Origin of the sequence: Acrocarpospora macrocephala (assembly GCF_009687865.1) — a bacterium.
Taxonomy (GTDB): Bacteria; Actinomycetota; Actinomycetes; order Streptosporangiales; family Streptosporangiaceae; genus Acrocarpospora; species Acrocarpospora macrocephala.
Map to the genome: position 1 here is coordinate 147,244 of NZ_BLAE01000015.1, position 21,975 is coordinate 169,218.

The 21,975-nt window shown below is 69.1% G+C and carries 20 protein-coding genes; 9 read left to right on the forward strand and 11 right to left on the reverse strand.

Annotated elements, in window-relative coordinates; all coding sequences use genetic code 11:
* Position 1: 1 nt before the first annotated feature.
* Positions 2–1,309: an NtaA/DmoA family FMN-dependent monooxygenase gene (locus Amac_RS15150; protein WP_155355009.1), complete on the forward strand. Its 1,308-nt coding sequence runs from the start codon at positions 2–4 to the stop codon at positions 1,307–1,309.
* An 11-nt stretch (positions 1,310–1,320) separates the two neighbouring features.
* On the opposite strand, the gene Amac_RS15155 is transcribed toward Amac_RS15150, so the two are convergent.
* The 4 genes from Amac_RS15155 to Amac_RS15170 are packed head-to-tail and all read right to left on the reverse strand — an operon-like array spanning position 1,321 to position 6,523.
* Positions 1,321–2,982 carry an ATP-binding cassette domain-containing protein gene (locus Amac_RS15155; protein ID WP_155355010.1) on the reverse strand — a complete coding sequence of 554 codons (1,662 nt, stop codon included), beginning with the start codon at positions 2,980–2,982 and terminating at the stop codon, positions 1,321–1,323.
* Positions 2,982–3,869: an ABC transporter permease gene (locus Amac_RS15160; protein WP_155355061.1), complete on the reverse strand. Its 888-nt coding sequence runs from the start codon at positions 3,867–3,869 to the stop codon at positions 2,982–2,984. The genes Amac_RS15155 and Amac_RS15160 overlap by 1 nt, the downstream gene beginning before the upstream one ends.
* A 2-nt stretch (positions 3,870–3,871) precedes the next feature.
* On the reverse strand, positions 3,872–4,819 hold the full coding sequence (locus Amac_RS15165; protein WP_218041086.1) for an ABC transporter permease: 948 nt from the start codon (positions 4,817–4,819) through the stop codon (positions 3,872–3,874).
* A 3-nt stretch (positions 4,820–4,822) separates the two neighbouring features.
* The gene (locus Amac_RS15170; protein WP_155355011.1) at positions 4,823–6,523 is read right to left on the reverse strand and encodes an ABC transporter substrate-binding protein; all 1,701 of its coding nucleotides are present in this window, start codon (positions 6,521–6,523) and stop codon (positions 4,823–4,825) included.
* Between the two features lie 53 nt (positions 6,524–6,576).
* On the opposite strand from Amac_RS15170, the gene Amac_RS15175 reads away from it, so the two are divergent.
* Complete coding sequence (locus Amac_RS15175) at positions 6,577–6,903, forward strand: hypothetical protein (RefSeq protein ID WP_155355012.1); 327 nt, start codon at positions 6,577–6,579, stop codon at positions 6,901–6,903.
* Here Amac_RS15175 and Amac_RS15180 read toward each other — a convergent pair.
* Positions 6,822–7,772, reverse strand: a complete 951-nt coding sequence (locus Amac_RS15180) for an NADP-dependent oxidoreductase (RefSeq protein WP_155355013.1) — start codon at positions 7,770–7,772, stop codon at positions 6,822–6,824. The genes Amac_RS15175 and Amac_RS15180 overlap by 82 nt on opposite strands.
* A gap of 97 nt (positions 7,773–7,869) precedes the next feature.
* On the opposite strand from Amac_RS15180, the gene Amac_RS15185 reads away from it, so the two are divergent.
* From Amac_RS15185 to Amac_RS15200, 4 genes are all read left to right on the forward strand, one after another.
* Complete coding sequence (locus Amac_RS15185) at positions 7,870–8,592, forward strand: TetR/AcrR family transcriptional regulator (RefSeq protein ID WP_155355014.1); 723 nt, start codon at positions 7,870–7,872, stop codon at positions 8,590–8,592.
* 126 nt (positions 8,593–8,718) lie between these two features.
* Positions 8,719–9,567 (forward strand): CPBP family intramembrane glutamic endopeptidase, encoded by an 849-nt coding sequence (locus tag Amac_RS15190; protein WP_155355015.1) that lies wholly within the window; start codon positions 8,719–8,721, stop codon positions 9,565–9,567.
* A gap of 9 nt (positions 9,568–9,576) precedes the next feature.
* The gene (locus Amac_RS15195; protein ID WP_218041087.1) at positions 9,577–10,746 is read left to right on the forward strand and encodes a sensor histidine kinase; all 1,170 of its coding nucleotides are present in this window, start codon (positions 9,577–9,579) and stop codon (positions 10,744–10,746) included.
* Positions 10,743–11,429, forward strand: a complete 687-nt coding sequence (locus Amac_RS15200) for a response regulator (protein WP_218041088.1) — start codon at positions 10,743–10,745, stop codon at positions 11,427–11,429. The genes Amac_RS15195 and Amac_RS15200 overlap by 4 nt, the downstream gene beginning before the upstream one ends.
* An 11-nt stretch (positions 11,430–11,440) precedes the next feature.
* Here the strand turns inward: Amac_RS15200 and Amac_RS15205 are convergent, their stop codons facing one another.
* The 5 genes from Amac_RS15205 to Amac_RS15225 form a co-directional block, all read right to left on the reverse strand.
* A complete protein-coding gene (locus tag Amac_RS15205) occupies positions 11,441–15,271 on the reverse strand; it encodes a type I polyketide synthase (protein WP_155355016.1) in 3,831 nt (1,276 codons plus the stop codon).
* A gap of 29 nt (positions 15,272–15,300) precedes the next feature.
* On the reverse strand, positions 15,301–16,341 hold the full coding sequence (locus Amac_RS15210) for a ketoacyl-ACP synthase III family protein (RefSeq protein ID WP_155355017.1): 1,041 nt from the start codon (positions 16,339–16,341) through the stop codon (positions 15,301–15,303).
* A gap of 26 nt (positions 16,342–16,367) precedes the next feature.
* Entirely contained in the window at positions 16,368–16,634 is a 267-nt protein-coding gene (locus tag Amac_RS15215; RefSeq protein ID WP_155355018.1) for a phosphopantetheine-binding protein, read from the reverse strand.
* Positions 16,631–17,698, reverse strand: a complete 1,068-nt coding sequence (locus tag Amac_RS15220) for a ketoacyl-ACP synthase III family protein (RefSeq protein ID WP_246268357.1) — start codon at positions 17,696–17,698, stop codon at positions 16,631–16,633. Before Amac_RS15220 ends, Amac_RS15215 begins: the two co-directional genes overlap by 4 nt.
* A gap of 663 nt (positions 17,699–18,361) precedes the next feature.
* Positions 18,362–19,681: a cellulose binding domain-containing protein gene (locus Amac_RS15225; RefSeq protein ID WP_155355019.1), complete on the reverse strand. Its 1,320-nt coding sequence runs from the start codon at positions 19,679–19,681 to the stop codon at positions 18,362–18,364.
* 481 nt (positions 19,682–20,162) lie between these two features.
* Between Amac_RS15225 and Amac_RS15230 the strand changes: the two genes are divergently transcribed.
* Positions 20,163–20,381, forward strand: coding sequence for a hypothetical protein (locus Amac_RS15230; RefSeq protein ID WP_155355020.1), 219 nt, complete (start codon positions 20,163–20,165; stop codon positions 20,379–20,381).
* A 76-nt stretch (positions 20,382–20,457) separates the two neighbouring features.
* Here Amac_RS15230 and Amac_RS57900 read toward each other — a convergent pair whose 3' ends face one another.
* Positions 20,458–20,703: an SRPBCC family protein gene (locus tag Amac_RS57900; RefSeq protein WP_155355066.1), complete on the reverse strand. Its 246-nt coding sequence runs from the start codon at positions 20,701–20,703 to the stop codon at positions 20,458–20,460.
* A 60-nt stretch (positions 20,704–20,763) separates the two neighbouring features.
* Between Amac_RS57900 and Amac_RS15240 the strand changes: the two genes are divergently transcribed.
* Together Amac_RS15240 and Amac_RS15245 are read left to right on the forward strand one after the other, a co-directional pair.
* The gene (locus tag Amac_RS15240; protein ID WP_155355021.1) at positions 20,764–21,252 is read left to right on the forward strand and encodes a MarR family winged helix-turn-helix transcriptional regulator; all 489 of its coding nucleotides are present in this window, start codon (positions 20,764–20,766) and stop codon (positions 21,250–21,252) included.
* A 47-nt stretch (positions 21,253–21,299) separates the two neighbouring features.
* Positions 21,300–21,965, forward strand: coding sequence for an SDR family NAD(P)-dependent oxidoreductase (locus Amac_RS15245; protein ID WP_155355022.1), 666 nt, complete (start codon positions 21,300–21,302; stop codon positions 21,963–21,965).
* Positions 21,966–21,975: the final 10 nt, after the last annotated feature.

Consider the following 21,975-nt stretch of genomic DNA (forward strand, 5'->3'; position numbering starts at 1 on the left):
CATGTCCAAGCGCACCCTTCACCTGAACGTCAACGTGATCTCCGCCGGCGCCCACCCTGCCGCCTGGCGGCTGCCCGAGGCCAACCCCCGGGCCTTCTTCGATCCCGCCCACTATGCCAACATCGCCAAGATCGCCGAGGCCGGACTCTTCGACACGGCCTTCATGGCCGACAACTCCTACCTGCATCCCGAGGGTTACCCGAACTCCGGGCTCGACCCGATCGTGACCCTGTCGGCGATGGCCGCCGCGACATCCAGGATCGGCCTGGTCGGCTCGTACTCGACCACCTTCCATCACCCGTACGGCATCGCCCGGTCCTTCGCCTCACTCGACCACCTCTCCGGCGGACGGATGGGATGGAACGTCGTGACCAGTCGCAACAAGCCGGAGGGCCTGAACTACGGCTTCACCGACCTGCCGGACCGCGAGACGCGGTACGCGCGGGCCGCCGAGGCCGTCGAGGTCGTCACCGCGCTCTGGGACAGCTGGAAGCCGGGGGCGCTCGTGCTGGACACCACGTCCGGGGTCGCGGTCGACCGGGGCCTGATAAAGCCGATCGACTTTGTCGGGGAGCACTACTCCGTCGCCGGGCCACTGCAGCTTCCTCCGTCACCTCAGGGCCGTCCTCTGATCACGCAGGCCGGTGGTTCTGAGGGCGGCGTCGACCTGGCCGCGCGGTTCGCCGATGCCGTCTTCACCTCCGCGCTCTTCATCGAGCCGGCCCGGGAGTCCTACCGGAAGCTCAAGGAAGCCGTCGCCCGTTACGGGCGTTCCCCGGAGAGCATCGCGGTCATGCCGGGAATCAACCCGGTCGTCGGCTCGACCGAGGAAGAGGCACGACGCCGCATCGCCGAGCACAACGAGATCGTCACACCGGTGGGCAATCCCATCGAGCGGTTCGCCAAGTGGGTCGGCGTGGACCCCGATGGACTGGACCCGGACCGGCCATTCCCGCTGGAGCTGCTGAAGTCCACCGGAGACACCTACAGCTCGGTGGGCTTCGACACCGCGACCCGGCTCTACCTGGAGCGCAACCAGCACCGCACCGTACGGGAGCTGGCCGCCGACGGGCGGCAAGGGCACCGCAATCTCGTGGGCAGCGCGGAGCAGATCGCCGACGACCTCGAGGAATGGTTCCGGACGGGCGCGGCCGACGGCTTCGTCATCCAGTTCGACACGCTCCCGGGTGGCCTGGAGCTCTTCATCGAGCACGTCGTGCCGCTGCTGCAGAAGAAGGGGATCTTCCGGCGGGAGTACGGCGAGAACACGCTGCGCGAGCGGTTCGGCGTGCCGTACCCCCGAGAGTGATGCTCGTTCTGTCAGACCTTCAGGTGGGAGCCGGGGACCGAGTCGATCAGGAGCTTGGTGTATTCCTCCTGCGGGTTGCCGAGGACACTCGCGGTGTCCGCGGACTCCACCACGGACCCGGCTCGAAGTACCGACACCGTGTCGGCGAGCAGCTTCACAACGCCGAGATCGTGGGTGATGAACAGGTAGGTGAGGGAGTACGCCGCCTGGAGGTCCGCCAGGAGCTGGAGGATCTCGGCCTGGACGGACACGTCCAATGCCGACACCGCCTCGTCGAGGATGACGATCTCCGGGTTGAGGGAGAGCGCCCGCGCGATCGCGACCCGCTGAGCCTGCCCGCCCGACAGTTCACCTGCCTTGTGCTTGGCATACCTGTGCGGCAGTCGCACACCGTCGAGTAGCTCCAGGGCGATCTCGTACCGGTCCCGCCGGCCGATGTCCTTGCGGTGCACCCGGATCGGCTCGGTGACCAGATCCGCGACAGAGAAGCGCGGGTCCAGCGACGAGAACGGGTTCTGGTAGACGAACTGAAGGCTCCGGCTCAGCCGCTTGCGGCTCCATCGCCCGGCCTGCCCGAGCAGTCGCACCTCCCCGCTGTCGGCTGCCGTCAGCCCGGCCACGATTCGGGCGATGGTCGACTTGCCGGCGCCCGACTCGCCGACCAGAGCGTGGGTGGTCCCAGACTTGACCTTGAAGGAGACGTCATCGGCGGCCTTGACCGAGTGCTCGACGCCGCCTCGGCGAGTGGTGAACGTCTTGGAGACGTTCGTGACCTCGATGGCGTACTCGGACGTACTCCGCTCGTGCTCACCGGCCGCGGCCCGCGCGAGCTCGATCGGGCGGGGTGTGAGCCGGCCGGTGTGCAGCCCAGGTGCCGCGTCCAGCAACCGGCGGGTGTAGTCGTCGCGTACGCCATGCAGGAACTCGCCGCTGGTGCCCTCCTCGACAACGGAACCATTGCGCATCACGACGATGCGGTCCGCTCGGTCCAGGGCCACCCCGAGATCGTGGGTCACGAGCAGGATCCCGATGCCGAGCTCCCTGCGGAGCAGGTCGAGGTGGTCGAGGATCTGCTTCTGCACGGTGACGTCGAGCGCGCTGGTTGGTTCGTCGGCGATGAGCAGCTTCGGCTCACCCGAAAGGGCGATCGCGATCAGCACCCGCTGCTTCATCCCACCGGAGAGTTCGTGCGGGTATTTTGCGTAGATCGCCTCGGGCGCCGAAAGGCCGGCCAGCTCCAGGAACCGGAACGCGTCGGATCGGATGCGCAGGTTGTGGGCCCCGTTGCCGAACGGCAGGAGTCGGTGCCGGCGCAGCCTGTTGCGTAACGCGTCTTCGATCTGGCGACCGATGGGCTTGACCGGATTCAACGAGACGCCGGGATCCTGCGGAATGAAGCCGACATAGGTGCCCCGATAGCGGGCGAACCTGTTGTGCGACCAACCTGCGACGTCGGCGTCGGCGAGCCGAACCTCTCCGCTGATCCGGCTGTTGGCGGGCAGCAGCCCGATCGCCGAGCGGATCAACGTGGACTTGCCCGAACCCGACTCGCCGACGATCGTGACCAGTTCGCCAGGCGCGACCGCCAGCGACACACCGGCAACCGCCTGACTGGGCTGCTCACCGCGGCGGATGTACCAGATGCTGACGTCGGTGAAGGAGAGCAGCGACATCACAGTCCCCTCTCTGGCTGCAACGCACGGCTGATCCGGTTGCTGGCGAGCACCACCGACAGAATGACCGCACCGGGGAAGAGCGAGATCCATGGCGCGACCGCGAGCACGTCACGACCCTCCGCGACCAGCAAGCCCCACTCCGGCTGCGGCGGCGGAGCTCCGAAACCGAGGAATCCCAGCGCCGCGATCGCGAGGATCGACGAGCCGAACTGCAGAGGGATCAGCGCGACGACCGAGCTCATCGAGTTCGGCAGCACGTGACGCAGGAGAATGGCGAGCCTGTGGGTGCCGATGCTGGCAGCGGCCTCGACGAAGTCCGCCTGTGTCACCTTGAGAACCTCCGCGCGCATCACCCGCGCGAAGTTCGCCACCGAGGAGATGCCGACCGCGACTGCGACATTGGTCGTGCCGTAGCCAAGCGCCGAGACGATCACCATCGTCAGCAACAAGCCGGGAACCGAGAGCAGGACGTCGACGACGCGCATGAGGACCAGGTCGACGACGCCCCGGACGAAGCCCGCCACCAGACCCAGCGCGGTTCCGATGAAGAACGCGATCGACACCGCCAGCAGGGTGGCGGTCAGGGTGATAACCGTGCCGTATACCGTACGGGTGTAAATGTCACGGCCGAGCCGGTCGGTTCCGAACGGTTGGGCGGCGCTGGGTCCCGCGAGGATCGCGCTGGTGTCGGGGACGTAAGGGTCCTTCCAGGTGAAGACTCCCGGAATCACGCAGAACGCAACGGCCAAGAGGATCACCAAGACGGCGAGCACAAGGCCAGGCTGGGCGACGACCGGGTGCAACACGCCGAACCGCCGTCGAGGCGGAGCGGAAGGCGTCGTGGCATCAAGGGCGTCCAGGCCGGAGGCTGTCGTGAGGCGCATGGTCACGCGGTCACACCCTTAGATACGGCTTTGAGCCGCGGGTCGACGAGCGGATAGGAGACATCGACGATGAAGTTCACCGTCACGAAGCAGACGGCGACGAGCATGACGATGCCTTGGACGATCGGGACGTCCTGGGCCCGGACCGCGTCTTCGGTGAGCCGGCCGATCCCTGCGCGCGAGAAGATCGTCTCCGTGATCACGGCGCCGGCGAGCAACTCTCCGACGATGATGCCGCCCTGGGTCAGCGCCGGCAGACTCGCGTTGCGCAGCACTTCGGTGTTGAGCACCTTCCCCTTGCGGGTGCCCTTGCTGTAGGACGTCAGGACGTACGGCGAGGCGTACTCGGTCTGGAAGTTGCGCAGCAGCAACTGAGCGATCGGTCCCGAGACCGGGATCGCCAGCGCCACCGCGGGAAGCACCAGCCCCCTCAGCCCCTCACCGCTGATGGGCGGGAACCAGCCGAGCTGGAAGGAGAAGACCTTGATGATGATCAGGCCCAGCAGAAAGCTGGGAAACGACACCAGCAGCGGTGGCACGCTTGAGATGAGGTTGCGCAGCCGCGCCGACTCCAGATAGGTCGCCACCCAGGCGATGGAGAGCGCGAAGAGCGACGCCAGCACCAGTGCGCACGCCGCGAGGATCACAGTGTTGGGCAACGCCTCGCCGATCGCCTTGATCACCGGCTGACCCGTGCCCACCGATGTCCCGAAGTCGCCGTGCAGGGCTGCCAGGAGACGGTCGACGTACTGCTGCCACGCGGGGCGGTCGAAACCGTAGGCGTGCTCCATCTCCTTGAACGCCTGCGGGTCGATGCTGGCGCGCTCGTTCGGCGGGAAGAGGAGCTCGATCGGGCTGGCCGGCATCAGATAGAGCAGGATGAAGGAGGCCGTGAAGGCCCCCCACACCACGATCAGCGCGCGGCCGAGTTTCAGCAAGGCGTAGTTCACGGGCTACTTCCCGCCCACCCAGGTGGTGAGGAAGAGCAGCCGGTCGGCTCCGTCGAGGTAGATGTTCTGGACACCCTTCGCGGCGGCGACCTGCGAGGTCTGGAACTGCGGGTCGACGAGCACCAGCTCCTCGTGGATGAGGTCCTGCACGGCCTTGGCCAGGGGAGCCTGCGCGGCTCCGGTGGCGGTGTCCAGGGCGTCGAAGGTCTTCACGATCCGCGCCCGGTCCGGGAAGTCGGCAGGGATGACCGCGCCGTTCCCCCGGTCGGGGTTGAGCTGCGTGTTGAGCACGGCCACGTCGTTCCGGCCACGATTGATGTTCGCCAGGTGGTACTCCGCGGTGAGCTGTTCGGCCGGGATGTTTCTGGGGTCGAACACGATCTCGACCTCCACTCCGATCGACTTCAGCGCCGCCTGGGTCGCCTCGTAGGTGACTCGGGCGTCCGGCACCAGGATGTTGCCGGTGCCCTTGAGCTGGAGCTTGACGCCGTCCTTCGCCCGGATTCCGTCGGCGCCGGGCTGCCAACCGGCGTCGTCGAGCAGCTTCTTGGCCAGGTCGAGGTCGTACTTCAGCGCGCCCTGGCTGTAGTCGGCGAACCCCGGGACGCCGTCGGTGAGCACGGAGTGCGCCTCGCCCTCGGAGTTGGACAGGAGCGTCTTCTTGAACCCGGGCCGGTCCGTGGCTGCCACGATGGCGCGCCGGACGTTGATGTCGTTGGTCGGCGCGAGGCTGAGGTTGAACTGCCAGCCGAGCGTGAAGCCGGGGTTGATCCTGGCAGTGAGCTCGAAGCCCTGGGCGGTCAGGACCTGCTCGTCGGTGGGGAGGATGTCGAAGGCGGCCGGCACGTCACCGGACTGGAGCGCACCGACGCGCACGCTCGCCTCGGGAATGGTGATGAACTCGATCTTGTCCAGGTACGCCGGTCCCTCGTGACCCAGCGCGGCCGGCGCCCAGGTGTAGTCGTTCCGGCGGGTGATGACGGTGCGCACCTTCGGGACGTACTCGGTGACGATGAACGGCCCGGTGCTGATCACGTTTTCCGGCTTCAGCCGATCCTCGGCCGAGGACTTCAGGGTCTTGTCCGCCAGGAAGCTGATGTTGCCGGTGCCGCTGTGGGCGCTCAGCTGCAGGAAGCTCGCGTTGGGGGCGCTGAAGCGCACCTTGACGACGTAGTCGCTGACGACCTGGGTCTCCTGGTACGGACCGAGGTAGCTCTTGCCGTTGGGCAGGATGCCGAGCGCCTCATCGCCGTTGAAGAACTGGTCGAGGTTGTTCTTGACCGAAGTCGCGTTGAACTTGGTGCCGTCGCTGAAGGTCACGTCCTCTCGAAGCGTGAAGGTGTACTCGGTGATGTCGTCGTTGTACTCCCACTTGGTGGCCAGCCATGGACTGAACTCGCCGGTGTCACGGTCCTGGAAGAGGAGCCGGTCCACGATGTTGTTGGAGAAGTTCGCACCGGCGAAACTGCTGTTGATCTGCGGGTCGATGGACTCGGGCGCACCCAGCCAGGCGAACTTGAGGGTCCCGCCCTTGACGGGAGCACCCCCACTCTTCGCGCTTACCGCCGGGTTACCGTCGGCGCCGCAGCCAACCAGCAGCAAGCTGGCGGCACCCCCGGCAAAAGCCAGGAAGCCGCGGCGGCTGGGATTAGCGGAGAGGAGAGACTCAGCTCCCGTCGTGGCCGAAATGAACTTAGTGGTCATACCCGCGTACTATATCTAGGTATTTCCTACTTGAAAAGTATAGATTCATCACGGTGGTGGCCGACGCGGTCAGCTACCTGCTCTCGGCCGTGGGCCTCGGCGCGATGGGCGGGCTACTCGGTTCGCGGCTGGCCCGACCGCTCGTCACCTGGTTTGGGCAGCACCAGATCCTGCTCCTGGCCGGGGCGCTGCGCGCGCTCTGGCCCGTCGGCCTGGCCGGCGTGCTCCTGCTGGTGACCCCGCTACTCAATGGTGGGCACGATCAGATCTCTTCCGGAGGAGCGGATGGACGGGGTTCTCAGGAGCAGGTGACGGCGAGCTTGCCGAGTGCTCCGGCGCCGAAGGCGGCGAACGCCTCAGGGGCCTGCTCCAGCGGGTAGGTGGCGGTGACCGGCACGCGCAGCGCGCCGGAGACGGTCTGCTCGGCCAGGACGGCCAGGGTCTGCGGGTTCGGGTCGGCCATGATCGTGTGGACGGTGACGTCCCCGCCGTGGACGCTGCCGGTGACGGCATCGGAGGTCAGGCCGAGGGTGGAGGCGATCCGCCCGCCGGGTCGCAGCAGGCCCGCGAGCTGGCTGCCCTCGCCCGCCAGGTGCAGCACAGCGTCCACACCCTCGGGAGCGAGGGCGCGGACCTCGGCCTGCATGTCGCCGCTGAAGTCCACGAGGTGGACCGTGTGCTCGGTGAGGCCGGTGACGAAGTCGGCTTCGGCGCCGGGGCGGGCGGTGGCGATCACTCGGGCGCCGCGGGCGGCGGCGAGCTGCACGGCCAGCGCGCCCACCCCGCCGGTGGCGCCGGAGATCAGCACCGTCTCGCCGTCGGCCGGGGCGACGGCGTTGACGCTGTCCAGCGCCGCGGTGCCGGCCAGGCCCAGCGCGCCCGCCTCCTGAACGGCCAGGCCCTCGGGGATGGGGGCGATGCCGTAGCCGGCGGGCACGGTGACGTATTGGGCCAGTGAACCGGTGCCCAGGAAGGGCTTCATCACCACGCCGAAGACCGCCTGGCCGACCGCGAAGCCTTCGGCGCCCTCGCCGAGCGCTTCGACGGTGCCGGCGAAGTCCTTGCCGACCACCAGCGGGAAGCGGTGCTCCATCATCTGCTGCAGGTAGCCCGCCGCGGTGGAGGCGTCGAAGCCGTTGATCGAGGAAACGGCCACCTTCACCAGCACCTCTCCCGCCTCGGGGTGAGGGGTGGGGATCTCGGTCACGGCGGGGGTCGCAGGGACGGAGTTCAGCGTTACGGCACGCATGAGCTGCACCTTTCGAAAGTGGAACGGCCTACCCGGTTCCATCATGCAGCCTAGCAACGAAAATGGGTAGCCCGTTCCACTTGGTAGAGTGGGGGTCATGACACCCACCGCAGAGCCCGACTCGCCCGCCGACCGGCAGCCCGAACCGGGACTGCGCGCCGACGCCGAACGCAACCGCGAGCGCATCCTGACCGCCGCCCGCCGCCTGTACGCCAGCCACGGACTCGGCGTCTCCATGGCGTGTGTCGCCCGCGAGGCCGACGTCGGCAAGGCCACCTTGTCGCGCCGTTTCGCCACCCGCGAAGAACTCATCAACGCGGTCTTCGCCGACCGCATGGACGCCTACGCCGCCGCGGCCGCCGAAGCCCTCGCCGATCCCGACCCCTGGCGCGGCTTCACCGGCTACATCGAGGCCGTGTGCGCCATGCAGGCCGCCGACCGCGGCTTCGCCGACGTGCTGACCATGACCTTCCCCGCCGCCAAGGCACTGGAAGCCCGCCGCGCCGAGGCCTACAACGCGTTCCTCGAACTCATCGCCCGCGCCCAGGCCAGCGGCCACCTGCGCGACGACTTCACCGCAGAAGACCTCGTCATCCTGCTGATGGCCAACGCCGGCGTCGTCGCCGCCACCGCAGACGCCGCCCCCGACACCTGGCGACGGCTGGTGAGCCAGATGTTGCGCGCCTACGCCACCCCCGGCGCCGACCTGCCACCGCTGGAACAGCCCCCCGCACCCACCGCTCTGTATCGAGCCATGGTCCGCCTCACCCGCCCCGCCCCTGACACCGGTGGCGCCGCCGAGCGACCAGACGGCCGTTGACGTTGCCAAGGATCCCCCGTGAGAGCTACCGAAATCGTCCACTCACTGGTGATTCGCCGAAATGGGCCGCGCTCATAGCGTTTCCGGTGCGCCGCGACCGGGCGGCCGACATCGACGGAGGTCACCATGAGCACGACAGGTAGCCCGCAGCACGCGCTCCCGGACGGCCGGATCCGGCGGATCGTCCGGTTCCCTCTGACCTGGATGCTGATCGGACTGCTCGGCGTCGGCGTGGTGTCGGCGGTGACCGCGGACGCGGGGCCGGTGCTCGCCGTCGTGGGCGCGGGCGCCGCGCTGGCCGTGTACTGGGCGGTGATGCGGTACGCCGCCGGGCGGCAGACACCGGAGATCGCCAGAAGAGGGGCCGGGCGGGAGGCGCTGTCGGGGGCCGGCATCGGGCTGGGGTTCGTGCTGGTCTCGGCGTTGCTGATCGCAGCCGCAGGTGGGTACGCCTTCAGCTGGGCATCGGGGAACGTCCTGTCGGTGGTGTTCACGGTGGCCGCGACGGCGGTGGGGGCGGCGGTCACCGAGGAGCTGATCTTCCGTGGCCTGGCGTTGCAGGCGCTGGAGCGGCTGTGCGGGAGCGTGGGCGCCGTCGCGGTCACCGCGCTGGTGTTCGGGGGCGCGCACCTGGCCAACCCCGCGGCCACCCTGGGGAGTTCGCTGGCGATCGCCGTCGAGGCGGGTGTGCTGCTCGGGGCCGCGTTCCTGTGGCGGCGCACCATCTGGTTCGTCGTGGGGCTGCACGCCGCGTGGAACGCCACCGTGGCGCTGCTGGGCATCCCGGTGTCCGGGCACGTGTCGCCGGGGCTGCTGGCCACCGAGGTGAGCGGCCCGGCGTGGCTGACCGGCGGCGGGTTCGGTCTTGAAGCGTCGATCATCCCGGTCGCCGTGAGCGTGCTGCTGGCCGTGCCGATGCTCGTCCTGGCGCACCGGCGCGGCGGCCTGATCCCGGTGCGGCGTGGCCGCCGTTAGGCTTGCCGGGTGTTCGCGTACGCGATCCGCGCCATCGGCTCGTGGCCGGGCTGGTGGCGGGCCCAGCACCTGGCGGTGCGGGACGGCCTGCTCGCGGTGGCGGTCACCCTGCTGGCGTACGTGCCGACGATGTCGGCCATGTCTGCCCAGATCGGCGACCTGCCCCGACGCCCGCCGGACGCGCTGGCGGTATTGCTGGCCCTGGCCCAGTCCGTGCCGCTGGTCATCCGCAGCCGCCATCCTGCGGCCTGCGTGGCAGTCGTCGGCTCCGCCTTCGCGGTGCACCAAGCACTGGCGTATCCGCCGACGTTCGCCAGCATCGGGCTCTACCTGTCCCTGTACGCCGCCGGAGCCCACCAAGCCAGGTTCCGGTACGGCCTGGTCGCCGCCGCGACCGTGGGTTACACCGCGCTGGCGGTCCACCTGCACAATCTGGGATCCCCGAACCAGGTGCAGGATTTCCTCGCGTTCTCTCTGGCGCTGGCGGTGATGTGGATGGCTGGTGCCGGGGTGCGCCGGTGGCGGGCGGAGGAGGCCGAACGGCGGCGGCTCAGCGCGCACGTGGCCGCCACCGCCGAACGGGCGCGTATCGCCCGCGAACTCCACGATGTGGTCACCCATCACGTGACCGCCATGGTCGTGCAGGCCGACGCCGCGCAGTTCCTGGTCGGCAGCGCGCCCGCCCGCGCCGGGGATGGGCTGGCCGCCATCAGCGACACGGGCCGCCGGGCCCTGACGGAATTGCGGCACCTGCTCGGCGTACTGGAGGCGACCGGTGACCAGCCCGCCGCGGACCGCGCACCGACCCTGGGCAAGGTCGGCGACCTGGTCGAACGGGCCCGATTATCCGGCCAGCCCGTGCATCTGACCGAGCTGGGTGACCAGCTGCCCCGGGCCGTGGACGTGGAACTGGCCGCCTATCGGGTAGTTCAGGAGGCGCTCACCAACGCGGTCAAACACGCGGCGGGTCAGCCCACGGCGGTCACGGTTCACCACCACGAGGACCGCATCGAGATCGAAGTGACCACCGGCGGTCCTGCCACCGTGTCGGCTGGCGGGCGCGGTCTCTCCGGGCTGGGTGAACGACTGCGCCTGCTCGGCGGCGAACTGTCCGCCGCCGCGGGCCCCAGCGGAGGCTTCCGCGTCCACGCCCGCATCCCCGCCAGGAACGACCCGTGACCGGCCCTCCGATCCGCGTGCTCATCTGCGAAGACCAGGCTCTGGTACGCGCCGGTTACAACACGATCTTCTCCGCCCAGCCCGACATGGCCGTCGTCGGAGAGGCCGCCGACGGCCGCGAAGCGGTGGCGGCCGCCCAGCGGCTCAACCCCGACGTGATCGTGATGGACATCCGCATGCCCATCATCGATGGCATCGAAGCCACCCGCCGGCTGGCGGGCCCCGGCCTCCTCTCCCCCGCCAAAGTGCTGGTCGTCACCACCTTCAACATCGACGAGTACGTCTACGAAGCCCTCAAGGCCGGGGCCAGCGGCTTCCTGCTCAAGGACGCGCCCCCCGCGGAACTCGTCAACGGCATACGGACCATCGCCCGCGGCGACTCACTGCTGGCCCCCGCCGTCACCCGCACCCTCATCGGCCACTTCGCCGAACGCCTGCGCCCCGCCGACACCGCCCGCCCGGCCCGCGAGGAGATCGTGCGCGCGCTGACCCACCGCGAACTGGAGGTACTCCGGCAGATCGCCGCCGGCCTGTCCAACGCGGAGATCGCCGCGACGTTGTTCATCGCCCCCGAGACCGTGAAAACCTACGTCTCACGAATCCTGGCCAAACTCGACCTCCGCGACCGCGTCCAGGCGGTCGTCCTCGCGTACCGCGTGGGACTGGTGTCCGGTACGGGCTGAATCGCCCGGCCTCAACCCCCGATCGCAGGCACGCTCTCGAGAACGACCTCCGCTTCGGCGACCGGTCGCACTGTCACGAGAAGATCCACCAAGTGACCCGCGATCGCGGAAATGGTGGGCTGCTGCCACAGCAAGGTCGCGGGGAGGCGGCAGCCGAAGCGCTTCTCCAGACGCCGCCTGACCATGACGGTCATCACCGAATCCAGCCCCTGTTCCACGAGGGGACGCCGGAGCGCCAGGTCCGCCGGGGCGAGCCTCATCACGGCCGCGATCTCCGCGCGGACCTCGATCAGGACGAACTCGCGCAGCTCCTCCGGCGGCAGACCGGCGTACGACTCCGCGGGCTCCCGGAGCTCCTCCTCAGCCGCCGCGGGCGCGTCGATCACCGGATAGCGGAGTCCGGACAGGTGTCCCACCACACGGCCGTCGGCGTCGGCCAGGAGCGCCCGTACCGTGTCGTCGCCTGCCGGGTCGACGGCCGCCTCGATGATCACCGTCTCCGGCGGCGGGCCGGTCAGCGCCACCTCGTCGATGTGCACGACCATGCGCAGCACCGGATCGCCGGCGAACACGCAGGGAGCCACGGACATCACCGCGTCCAGCGCCGGTGCCCAGGTCGGAGGTGTCTCGACAGACTGCCCGGTGCGGACCGTGGCGCGCAGCACTCCGTCTCCGCTCAGCAGCGTCTCGATCGTCCAGTCGAAGCCCGTCGTGGGGACGCCGACGGCGGCCAGCCGCCGGTGCACGAATCCGGTGTCGATCGGGGTAAGACCGGTCGCGTCCGGCAGCACGTCGGGCAGCACCTGGCCCGGAGCGCCGGGAGCCGGCACGGACGCGGTGACGTGGATCAGCCAGGCGGGTTCCGGCTCGCCGAGGCCGGCCGGCGTACGCGCCGCGAGCCGTATCCCGGGAGGCTCGTGGACGACCTGGATCTGCCTGCGTGCCGCGGTCATCAGCGGATGCGTCATCTCCACATCGGTGAGGATGCCGTCCTTGTCCGCGACCGCGTGCAGGAACGTGTTGACCAGCACGGCGGCGGGCACGATCTCGACCCCGCCGACGGCGTGGCTGCCCGGGTAGGGCCGGTTGGCGTCCTCCAGGCTGGTCCGCCACACCCGTGCCCGGCTGCCCGCGAGGCTCGTCCCGGCTCCGAGCAGGGTGGCGGAGTGCACGTCGTGCCCTCGGTTCTCGTCGCCGCTGGAGGAGTCACGCCAGTGGCGGCGGCGCTGCCAGGCGTACGGCGGCAGGGCGGCCAGGTCGCCGTCCGGCTGCAGACGGTTCCAGTCCACATCGACGCCGTGGCAGTGCGCCGTGCCCACTGCGGCGAGGAAGGTCGATCGCTCCGGCTGGTTCCGGCGCAGCGACGTGCCCACGAACACGTCCTCGAACCCGGTCTCCCCGAGCGTCTCGGTGATGGAGTGCGCGACCACGGGGTGCGGGGAGATCTCCAGGAACGCGCGGTAGCCGTCCTGCGCGGCGGCCGTGGTCGCCGCGGCCAGCCGTACCGGGTCCCGGAGGTTCGCCGCCCAGTACTGGGAGTCGAGGACGGGCGTCGAGCGGGGGTCCGTCAGCACGGTCGTGTACATGGGAATGCGGGGCGCGCCGAACGAGAGATCGGCGGTGGCCGCCGCCAGCTCGACGGCCAGCGGCTCCATGTGCGGGCTGTGGAAGGCGACGTCCGACGCCACCCGGCGGACCACGATGCCCTCGGCCGGCCACTCGTTCAGCACGTCCTCGACCGCGGCGACGTCGCCGGACAGCACGGTGGAGGCGGGCGCCGACGAGATCGCGGCCACCAGGTCGGTACGGCCCTCCAGCCGCTCGGCCGCCTCCTCGAACGGCAGTCCGACCATCACCATGGCCCCCTTGCCCTCGGCCTGGCGCAGCAGCCGGGACCGGCGGCAGATCAGGCGCGCGCCGTCGGAGACGCTCATCGCGCCGGCCGTCACCGCCGCCGCGATCTCGCCGACGGAGTGACCGATGACGGCCTCCGGGACCACTCCGTACGCGCTCCAGAGCCTGGCGAGCCCGAGCTGCATCACGAAGATCATGGTTTGGACGCGGTCGATCCCGTCCAGCTCGCCCTCGGCCAGGACCTGCCGGGGAGAGAAGCCGATCTCCGCGGCGAAGATCGGCTCCACCTCGTCGACCAGGGCCGCGAACTCCGGCTCCGTGGCGAGCAGGTCCCGCCCCATCCCGCGCCACTGGCAGCCCTGCCCGGAGAACACCCAGACCGGCCCGGGGCCCGGCACCGGCAGCACGTCCCCGGTGAGGACGGCCTCGGCCGGCAGGTCCGCCGCGAGCCTGCGCAGGTTGGCCGCCAACTCGTCCCGGTCCGCCCCGATCACGACGGCTCGACGGGCCAGATGCGAGCGCCGGAGCGCCAGCGTGTGCCCCACCGAAGCCAGGTCGAGCCCCCCTTCGAGCCGGTCGGCAAGCGTGCCCGCGTACTGCCGCAGCGCCGTTTCCGACGCGGCCGACAGCGGGAACAGGCGCTGCCCCGTCCCCTCGCCCCGGGGCGCCTCCGGAGCCGGCGGCGCCTGTTCGAGCAGGATGTGCGCGACGGTGCCGCCGTACCCGAAGCTGGAGACGCCCGCCCGGCTGGGGTGGCCGCGATCCGGCCAGGCCGATCGTTCGGTCACCACGCGAAGCCCGGAGGTCTCCCACGAGATGGCCGGGTTCGGGGTGGTCAGCACGCTCGGGGGGATCTCACCGCGGCCGAGGGCGAGCACCGCCTTGATGACACCGGCGATGCCGGCGGCGCCTTCGAGGTGGCCGATATTGGACTTGACCGAGCCGATGAGGCATGGGTCGCCGGGGGGCCGTCCCGTGCCGTACACGGCGGACAGCGCGCCCGCCTCGAGCGGGTCGCCCAGCCGGGTCCCGGTCCCGTGCGCCTCGATGTAGTCGACCGTGGCCGGTGCGATGCCCGCCTGCCGGCACGCCCGGATCATCACGTGTTCCTGGGCCGCCCCGCACGGCGCCATGATGCCGTTGGTGTGCCCGTCCTGGTTCACGGCGCTGCCGATGACGAGCGCGAGGATCCGATCACCGTCGCGGCGCGCGTCGGACAGCCGTTTGAGCACGATCACGCCGCAGCCCTCACCGCGTCCGTAGCCGTCGGCCGTGGCGTCGAACGACTTGGACCGCCCGTCGGGGGCCAGGGCTCCGGCGGCGCCGAGCGTGAGGGTCTCGCCCGGGGTCACCAGCAGGTTGACCCCGCCGGCGAGGGCGACGTCACTCTCGCCGAGCCGCAGGCTCTGCGCGGCCAGGTGGAGCGCGACCAGCGACGCCGAGCACGCGGTGTCCACCGCCATGCTGGGCCCGCGCAGGTCCAGGGAATAGGAGATGCGATTGGCGACGGCGCAGGTCGCGGCGCCGATCCCGGTCCACGCCTCGATCTGGGGCAGGTCCTCGAGCAGGCGGCGTCCGTAGTCGTCGGTGCAGACCCCGATGAACACCCCGGTGTCGGTGCCGGCCAGCTTGCGCGGCGGCAGGCCGGCGTGCTCCAGGGCCTCCCACGCGGTCTCCATCAGGACCCGCTGCTGCGGATCCATCAGCTCGGCCTCCCGGGGCGACAGGCCGAAGAACTCCGCGTCGAAGCCCTCGATGTCGCTCAGGAAGCTGCCGTTGCGTACGGCATGGCGCAGCGCGGCGGCGTATTCGGGACTCCGGTTCTCGTACGAGCGCCAGCGTTCTGCGGGCAGCGGCCGGGTCGTGTTCCGGCCGGCGCACAGCAGGTCCCAGAATCCCTCCGGTGTGTCGGCATCGCCGGGAAAGCGGCATCCGATCCCGACCACCGCCACCGGTTCCACCCGGACTCCGCTCGAACTGTCGACCATCGCGTTCGTTTCCTTTCGGTGACGACGTTTCAGGACCATGCAGGCGTATCGAGAATCTTGATCACGGCGCTGGAGACGGTGACGCCCGGGCCGGTGCCGAGCATCAGCAGGTGGTCGCCGGGGCCCAGTTGCCCGGTCAGTAGGAGCCGGTCGAGGGCAAGGACCTGGTCGCTGGCCCCGCAGTGGCCGATGGTGCGGCCGTAGTCCCAGGTCGATCGGGACATCGGCAGGTCGAGCGCGGCCATGCAGCGCTGTTCGACGATCTCTTCGGAGTAGTTCATGAAGGCCACCCGGGCGAGATCGCGGGCCTCGATGCCGCTCTCGGCCAGCGCGCGCTCGACGACCTCCATGAGTGCCCGCTGGATCTTGAACAGGGCCGCCGTGCCCTCGCCCCGGGGCATGACCTGCTGCCGGAACTGCTCGTTCCTGGCCCCGAAGCTCATCCGGCGGCCGACGGTGACGCCGGGAGGGAACAGGGGTTCGGTGCCCCGGTGCAGTTCCTCGGCCTCGGTCACGGTCACGGTACAGACCGACATCAGGCGCGCGAAACCCGCCTCCTTCGTGAGCACGAGCGCGCTGGCGGCGTCCCCGCCGATGTAGCCGGGACCCATCCGCCACCGATCCATCAACGGGGTGCCGTAATTGTCGGCGGCGACCAGCAAGGCGGCCTGCCGGGCGGGAGCGGCGTCCAGGTAGCTCGCCGCGAGTTCCAAGGCGATGAACATCCCGTTGCAGCCCTGCCGGATCTCGGTGGCCAGGACATCCCCGCCGACCAGATGGCGCTGCAGGTAGGAATGCGGCGGCCAGCCGTCCGGACCTTGGTGCCACGTCGAGGCGTAAAGCAGGAGATCCAGGTCGGCCGGTGCCCGCCCGCTGCGCTTGAGCGCGCTCTGCGCCGCGTGCAGTGCCATCTCCGGAGCCGGTAGGTCACCGGCCACCGCCGCCCCGGCCAGGTTGTGCAGTTCGACCTCTTCGGCCGGATACCAGCCTTTGGCGACGGCCTTCTCGACGCTGATCGTCCGGGGGAGGAAGGCTCCCACTCCGCTGATGTACGTGTCCGCCCACTGCATGACTCTGCCCTCGCTCGATCGGACGGCTAAACGGATGGAGCCGGTTCGAGTTCTTTGATCACCGCGACGATGGTCGCCACGTCCGCGAAGTTCTCGGCATCGAGTTTCGCGGCGGGGATCGGGACGCCGATCTCCCGCCGGATGAAGTTCAGCAGGCGCGCCGTTCGCAAGGAGTCCAGAAGTCCCGACAGCAGGAGCGGGGTCGTCTCGTCGACCTCCATGTCGACATCGGCCGGGACCAGGTTCTGCTGGATGAAGGCGACCAGCCTGGAGGCGATCTCTTCGGTCGTCATGCCGCGTGCCCTCTCGTGCCGGCGGGCCGTGTCGCGGGAGCGGTCGCGAGGACCCTGAACGCGGCCGCGGCGACCGACGTGCCGGAACCGAACCCCACCATGAGCAGGTGATCGCCGGGTACGAGCCCACCGGTCGCGACCAGATGCTCGAAGGCGATGAACTGATCGACCGCGCCGCAATGGCCGACGCGCCGGCCGTAGTCCCAGGTCGTCTGCTCGAGTTCGATGCCCAGCCAGGACATCTGCCCGTCCAGGTCTTCGCGGCGGCCGTGCGGGAACGCCACCCGAGTGATGTCGGCCAGTCCGATCCCGGCCTCTTCCAGGGTCCGTTCCACCTGCTGCATCATCGTTTTCTGGATCTTCAGGTGTATTCCGGTTCCCTGCTTTTCGAGTAACCGCCGGCGGAATTCCTCGTGCCGGTCTCCGAAGCTCAGCCCCCTCCCGATGGTGGCGTCCGGGGGGAACAAGGGGTAGGCGCCGTCGTTGACCGCGTCGGCCTCCGGGATCGTTGTCGCGTTCACCGCGAGGAGCTCGGCCATGCCGTACTCCTTGCCGAGGATGAGCGCGCACGCGGCATCGCCTATCACCGCCCCGGGCGTCATCCGCCAGCGGTCCACCAGCGGGGTGCCGTGGTTGTCGGCGGAGACCACCAGCGCCGTCTCCCGGTCCGGGTCGGCTTGCAGATAACTCGCCGCCAGCTCGAGTGAGCTGATCATTCCGACGCAGCCGCTCCGGATCTCGTACGCCGGCACTCCCCCGCCGAGGAGATGCATCTGCAGGTAGTGCTGGGGCTGCCAGCCGTTCGGACCCTGATGCCAGACCGAAGGATAGAGCAGCAGATCGAGATTTCGCGGGGCGGATTCGCCCCAGCGGTCGTAGGCGTCCAGGACCGCGAGCCGGGCCATCTCGGGTGCGGGCATGTCGCCGGCGACCGCCGCGCCGATCTGCTGGAACCGCTCAACCTCCTCGGCCGGGTACCGGCCGTCCCGAGCCGCCTGCTCGACGCTCACGACGTCCGGCACGAAGACGCCGAGGCTCCTGACGAACATGTTGGATGTACGCACACGTCCCCTAACTCGTCGACGATCGCCACACCTGTCGGCATGGCGAGGAAGGGGCACCGCCGAATCGACGGGGCACCAGGGAGAACGACGTCACCAGGACGCCGGCGGGGTTTTCCGGACAAGCCGCAACGACGGGGCCTTCCGGCAGCGGGTCAGGCGAACAAAGCGAACGGGCGCCGCCCGTATCGTGCGTTCACACAAAAGCACCCGCTACGTACAGTCTTTTCATTGTGAAACGAGGTGAAATCCCGGTACGGGATGTTCGAATAGCTCGCAGCCGGCCGACGAAAAATATCGGAATACGGAGCCGGTGGTCAGGCGATGTTCAGCTGGTAGTTCCGCGATCCCTGCCGGCCGCCGAAGTGCCCTGAACCAATTGCCGTCACGAGTTCCTCTCCCTCATCGGCCGTCACGTAGGCAAGGATAGGACTGTAGATCGACTGACGCAATATGCACGTCCGAAATCTGAAAAACATCATTCCGTGATCGGAGTTCGGCGGAACGTGTTGAGCGATGAAATGCACTTCTCCGCTCCGGGCTCCGTGCGGTTCTGCGCATGAATGGTTCCGGAGTGTGTTTCCAAAATAACGCTCGGGAGAACAGCCGATCCGCTGCCGGTCCGTCCGTCGCACGGACCGGCAGCACGGACATATACGCGTCGTCTTATCCGAACACCCTGGTACAGACGATGCCGTTGAGTTTGAACTCAGGCGGCGGGGTGTTCGTCCCGCTGTAGGTCGCCTGGAAGCCGAAGGTGGTGGCGGAGCTGGCGCCGATAACGGCGTTGTGGCCGGCGTCGCGTGCGGTCACCTGAGCGCCGGACTGGGTCACCGTGGCGTTCCAGGTGCTCGTGATCTGCTGATTGCCTGGCCAGGTCCACGTCAGGACCCAGCGGTCGATGGGAGTCGCGCCGGTGTTCGTTATGGTCACGTTGGCGGACAAACCGGTGCCCCAGACGGTGGGGGCCCAGGCGACCTGGCAGGAGGTGCCCATCTTGAGCCCGCCGCGCAGGAAGCCGTCAAAGGTGTCCCAGGTGGGGTTGGGCGAGCCGACCTGGGTGGTCCCGTAGCAATTCTGGGCGGTGTAGGTGGTCTGGGTGCCGAAGCGGGCGGGGTCCAGGACCCAGGCCAGACCGTGATCCGCGCCGGGTATCGAGATGAACTGGGCGTTGCCACAGCTTGTCCTGATCCTGTCGTAGAGCAGCACGCTCTGCCCGTGCGGCACCAGGAAATCGGCCTGGCCGTGCAGGAACAGCAACGGCGGGTCGGCGCTGTCGACGTAGTTGATCGGATTGGACAGGGCCACCTGGGTGGGGCACGTCTGGATGGCGCAGCCGATCAGGAGGGATTCGGGAGAGGCGGGAGAGTTGTGGTCCAGCCCTCCGGTCGGCAGGTTTTGCGCGTTCATCTGGAGGAAGTCGGTGGGGCTGAAGAAGGCGAGTCCCGCTTGCACGGCACTGGAGACGCCGGTCGTGCCGATGGTGCCCTCCAGCGACGACACGCCGCCGGTCAGGGTGGCCATCTCCGTCAGCCAGCCGCCCGAGGAGTCGCCCATCATGGCGAAGCGATTGGGGTCGAGCTGGTAATCGCCGGCGTGGGCGCGCAGCCAGCGGATGGCCGCCTTGATGTCGTGCACCTGGGCCGGGAAGATCGCTTGAGAGCTGGACCGGACGCTGACGCCGGCCACCGCGAACCCTTTGGCGTTGAAGATGGCGGCAATCGCGTCCGCGCCGGTCTTGCCATCGTCGCTCGTCCACGCCGAGCCACTGTGCCAGATCAGCAGCGGCCGGGGTGTGATGCCGCCGGATGGCAGGTAAAGGTCCAGCAGGTGCCCCCTGGAGCCGGCCGGCTGTGCGGGCGCGTAGGCGATATCGCTGATCACCTGCGCGTGCGCCGGTGGCGCGAGGGCGAGCGACACACCGAGGGTGGCCAGCATGGTCATGACCATGCCGACGATCGTGGACGTGCGGATACGAGCATGCATGGTGTGTCTCCGGTGTTCGGATGATCGCCGCTTCCCAGCTGGCCGTGCAGATCTCCCCCGGTGCCGGGGCAGCCGCGATCAGCACGCGAGCCATTGCGCCTGTGAGAACGCACGTCCCCGGCCTCGCATCGATATGGGCGAGGTGACGATATGACAGGTACGCGACAATGGTCAAAAGTATTTGTGGGATCGGTCCATTCCTGATGGCAAACAGGGAACGCGGCCCATCTGGGACCGGACGGGACAAAGTGCAAGTGTCGGCCTCTAATCGCAGCAATCATCGTTGAACATGTGCCGCTCTGTGAAAGTTTCATCCTTCCCGCAGTTGATTAGGCCAGGTCATTACCGGTTGGACGATCATCACTTCCGCCCTCAGCCGGCGGTGATGCTCCGCGCCTGGCGTACGGGTGCCAGAATCCTTTCCTTGCACCCGGTTAGTGATATCTTGACCGCCGTGATCCGCCCAGTCGCAGGAGGATTGATGCGCAAGGTACGTGCGGTTCTCGTCTCGGCCGTTTTAGCCACCGGTATGTCGTTATCGATCGGCGCCGCCCCGGCGCAGGCCGAGACGGTGAAGGGCATCTACCGGCAATACTCGGAATGCCAGCGGGTCGGAAGCTACGGCGACGACCAAGGCTGGTGGAACGGCTGGAGATGCGAGTGGAAGAGCCAGTATTACTACTACTTCCTCTACGCGTGACACCGTGAAGGACGCGCCCCCGGCTCGGGATGGGCGAGCCTGGGGGCGCGTCAGGTCACGCCGGGTTGCAGGTCTTTCACGCAGAGAGCGTCCGCCGCAGGGCCTCGAGGCCGCCGCTCAAGACGCGGTGGACGGCGGCGATCGCTTCCTCCTCGGTGACCCCCACCGGTGTGAAACTGCCCGACCACTCCACCCGGGAACTGTCCGGCTCGCCGGGAACCTCGTGTACGGCGATGGTGGCGCGGTAGTCCTGTACCGGGAGGGGCGGCTCGGGGGCGGAGTAGCTGTAGGTGCGGGCCCGCTCGTCGAGGCGCTCGACGATACTTCACGCCAAAAGTGATCAGGGTGGGCAAATGCTTCAAGCGTGAAGTATGGTGGGGGTGTGGAAGAGGAGCTGGAGTCGCGCTGGCTCGAGGGCGATGAGCAGCAGAGCTGGTACGCGCTGGCGTTGCTGCTGAACCAGTTGCCCGCGGCGCTGGACGCGCAGATGCAGCGGGACGCGGGGATCAGCCAGTTCGAGTACATGGTGCTGTCGGCGTTGTCGATGGCACCGGGGCGGACGATGCGGATGAGCGTGCTGGCCGGGTACGCGGGCGCGACCCTGTCCCGGTTGTCGAACGTGGTCAGCCGGCTGGAGAAGCGCGGCTGGGTCGAGCGGTCACCCGACCCGGCCAGCGGGCGGACGACCCTGGCGACGCTCACCGGCGACGGCTTCGCCGTGGTGGCGGAGGCCGCGCCCCGGCACGTCGCCGAGGTCCGCCGCCTGGTCATCGATCCGCTGACCAAGGCCCAGCAGCGGCAGCTGGGCGTGATCGCCTCCCGCATCCTGCGGGCCGTCGACCCCGACCGCAGGATCTCTGAGAGCTCCTGAGCCCGCACCCCGCTCACCATCACCCGATCGACGAAAGGACTTCCGTCATGCCCACCATCGTCATCGTCGGCGCGGGCCCCGGCCTCGGCGCCGCCCTCGGCAAGGTTTTCGGCGGCCACGGCTTCAACGTCGCGCTGATCTCCCGCAGCAAGACCAACCTGGACGTCCTCGCGGCCGGACTCGTCAACCAGGGAATCACCGCGGAGGGCTTCCCCGCCGACGTCACCGACACCGCCTCCCTCACCGCCGCGCTGGAGGCCGCCGCCGCCCGGTTCGGCCGGATCGACGTGCTGGAGTTCTCCCCGTACGCCGGGCTGGTCCAGGTCAACCCGGCCGACGTCACCGTGGACAACCTCCAGCCCGCCATTCAGGAGATCCTCTACGGCGCCGTCACCGCCACCCGGGCCGTCCTGCCCGCCATGCTCGAAGCCGGATCCGGGACGCTGCTCTACACCACCGGCGGCGGCGCGATCAGCCCCTATCCGTTCCTCGCCACCCTCAACGCCGCCCAGGCCGCCCTGCGCAACTGGGCGCACAACCTCCACAACACCCTCGCCGGCCAGGGCATCCACGCCGCCACGGTCGCCATCAACGCCATGATCACCGACAACGCGCCCGAGGGCATCCCGGCCATCGCCCCCGACGACCTCGCCCAGAGCTACTGGAACCTCCACACCCAGCGAGACCGCGCCGAGCTGGCCCTCCCCGCCTGAACGGTTCCCT

What these genes read in the sequence shown, in the direction of transcription:
- Amac_RS15150 (WP_155355009.1), top strand. Translation starts at nt 2, where the DNA reads ATGTCCAAGCGCACCCTTCACCTGAACGTCAACGTGATCTCCGCCGGC.
- Amac_RS15155 (WP_155355010.1), bottom strand. Translation starts at nt 2,982, where the DNA reads ATGTCGCTGCTCTCCTTCACCGACGTCAGCATCTGGTACATCCGCCGC.
- Amac_RS15160 (WP_155355061.1), bottom strand. Translation starts at nt 3,869, where the DNA reads ATGCGCCTCACGACAGCCTCCGGCCTGGACGCCCTTGATGCCACGACG.
- Amac_RS15170 (WP_155355011.1), bottom strand. Translation starts at nt 6,523, where the DNA reads ATGACCACTAAGTTCATTTCGGCCACGACGGGAGCTGAGTCTCTCCTC.
- Amac_RS15180 (WP_155355013.1), bottom strand. Translation starts at nt 7,772, where the DNA reads ATGCGTGCCGTAACGCTGAACTCCGTCCCTGCGACCCCCGCCGTGACC.
- Amac_RS15185 (WP_155355014.1), top strand. Translation starts at nt 7,870, where the DNA reads ATGACACCCACCGCAGAGCCCGACTCGCCCGCCGACCGGCAGCCCGAA.
- Amac_RS15190 (WP_155355015.1), top strand. Translation starts at nt 8,719, where the DNA reads ATGAGCACGACAGGTAGCCCGCAGCACGCGCTCCCGGACGGCCGGATC.
- Amac_RS15205 (WP_155355016.1), bottom strand. Translation starts at nt 15,271, where the DNA reads ATGGTCGACAGTTCGAGCGGAGTCCGGGTGGAACCGGTGGCGGTGGTC.
- Amac_RS15210 (WP_155355017.1), bottom strand. Translation starts at nt 16,341, where the DNA reads ATGCAGTGGGCGGACACGTACATCAGCGGAGTGGGAGCCTTCCTCCCC.
- Amac_RS15215 (WP_155355018.1), bottom strand. Translation starts at nt 16,634, where the DNA reads ATGACGACCGAAGAGATCGCCTCCAGGCTGGTCGCCTTCATCCAGCAG.
- Amac_RS15225 (WP_155355019.1), bottom strand. Translation starts at nt 19,681, where the DNA reads ATGCATGCTCGTATCCGCACGTCCACGATCGTCGGCATGGTCATGACC.
- Amac_RS15230 (WP_155355020.1), top strand. Translation starts at nt 20,163, where the DNA reads ATGCGCAAGGTACGTGCGGTTCTCGTCTCGGCCGTTTTAGCCACCGGT.
- Amac_RS15245 (WP_155355022.1), top strand. Translation starts at nt 21,300, where the DNA reads ATGCCCACCATCGTCATCGTCGGCGCGGGCCCCGGCCTCGGCGCCGCC.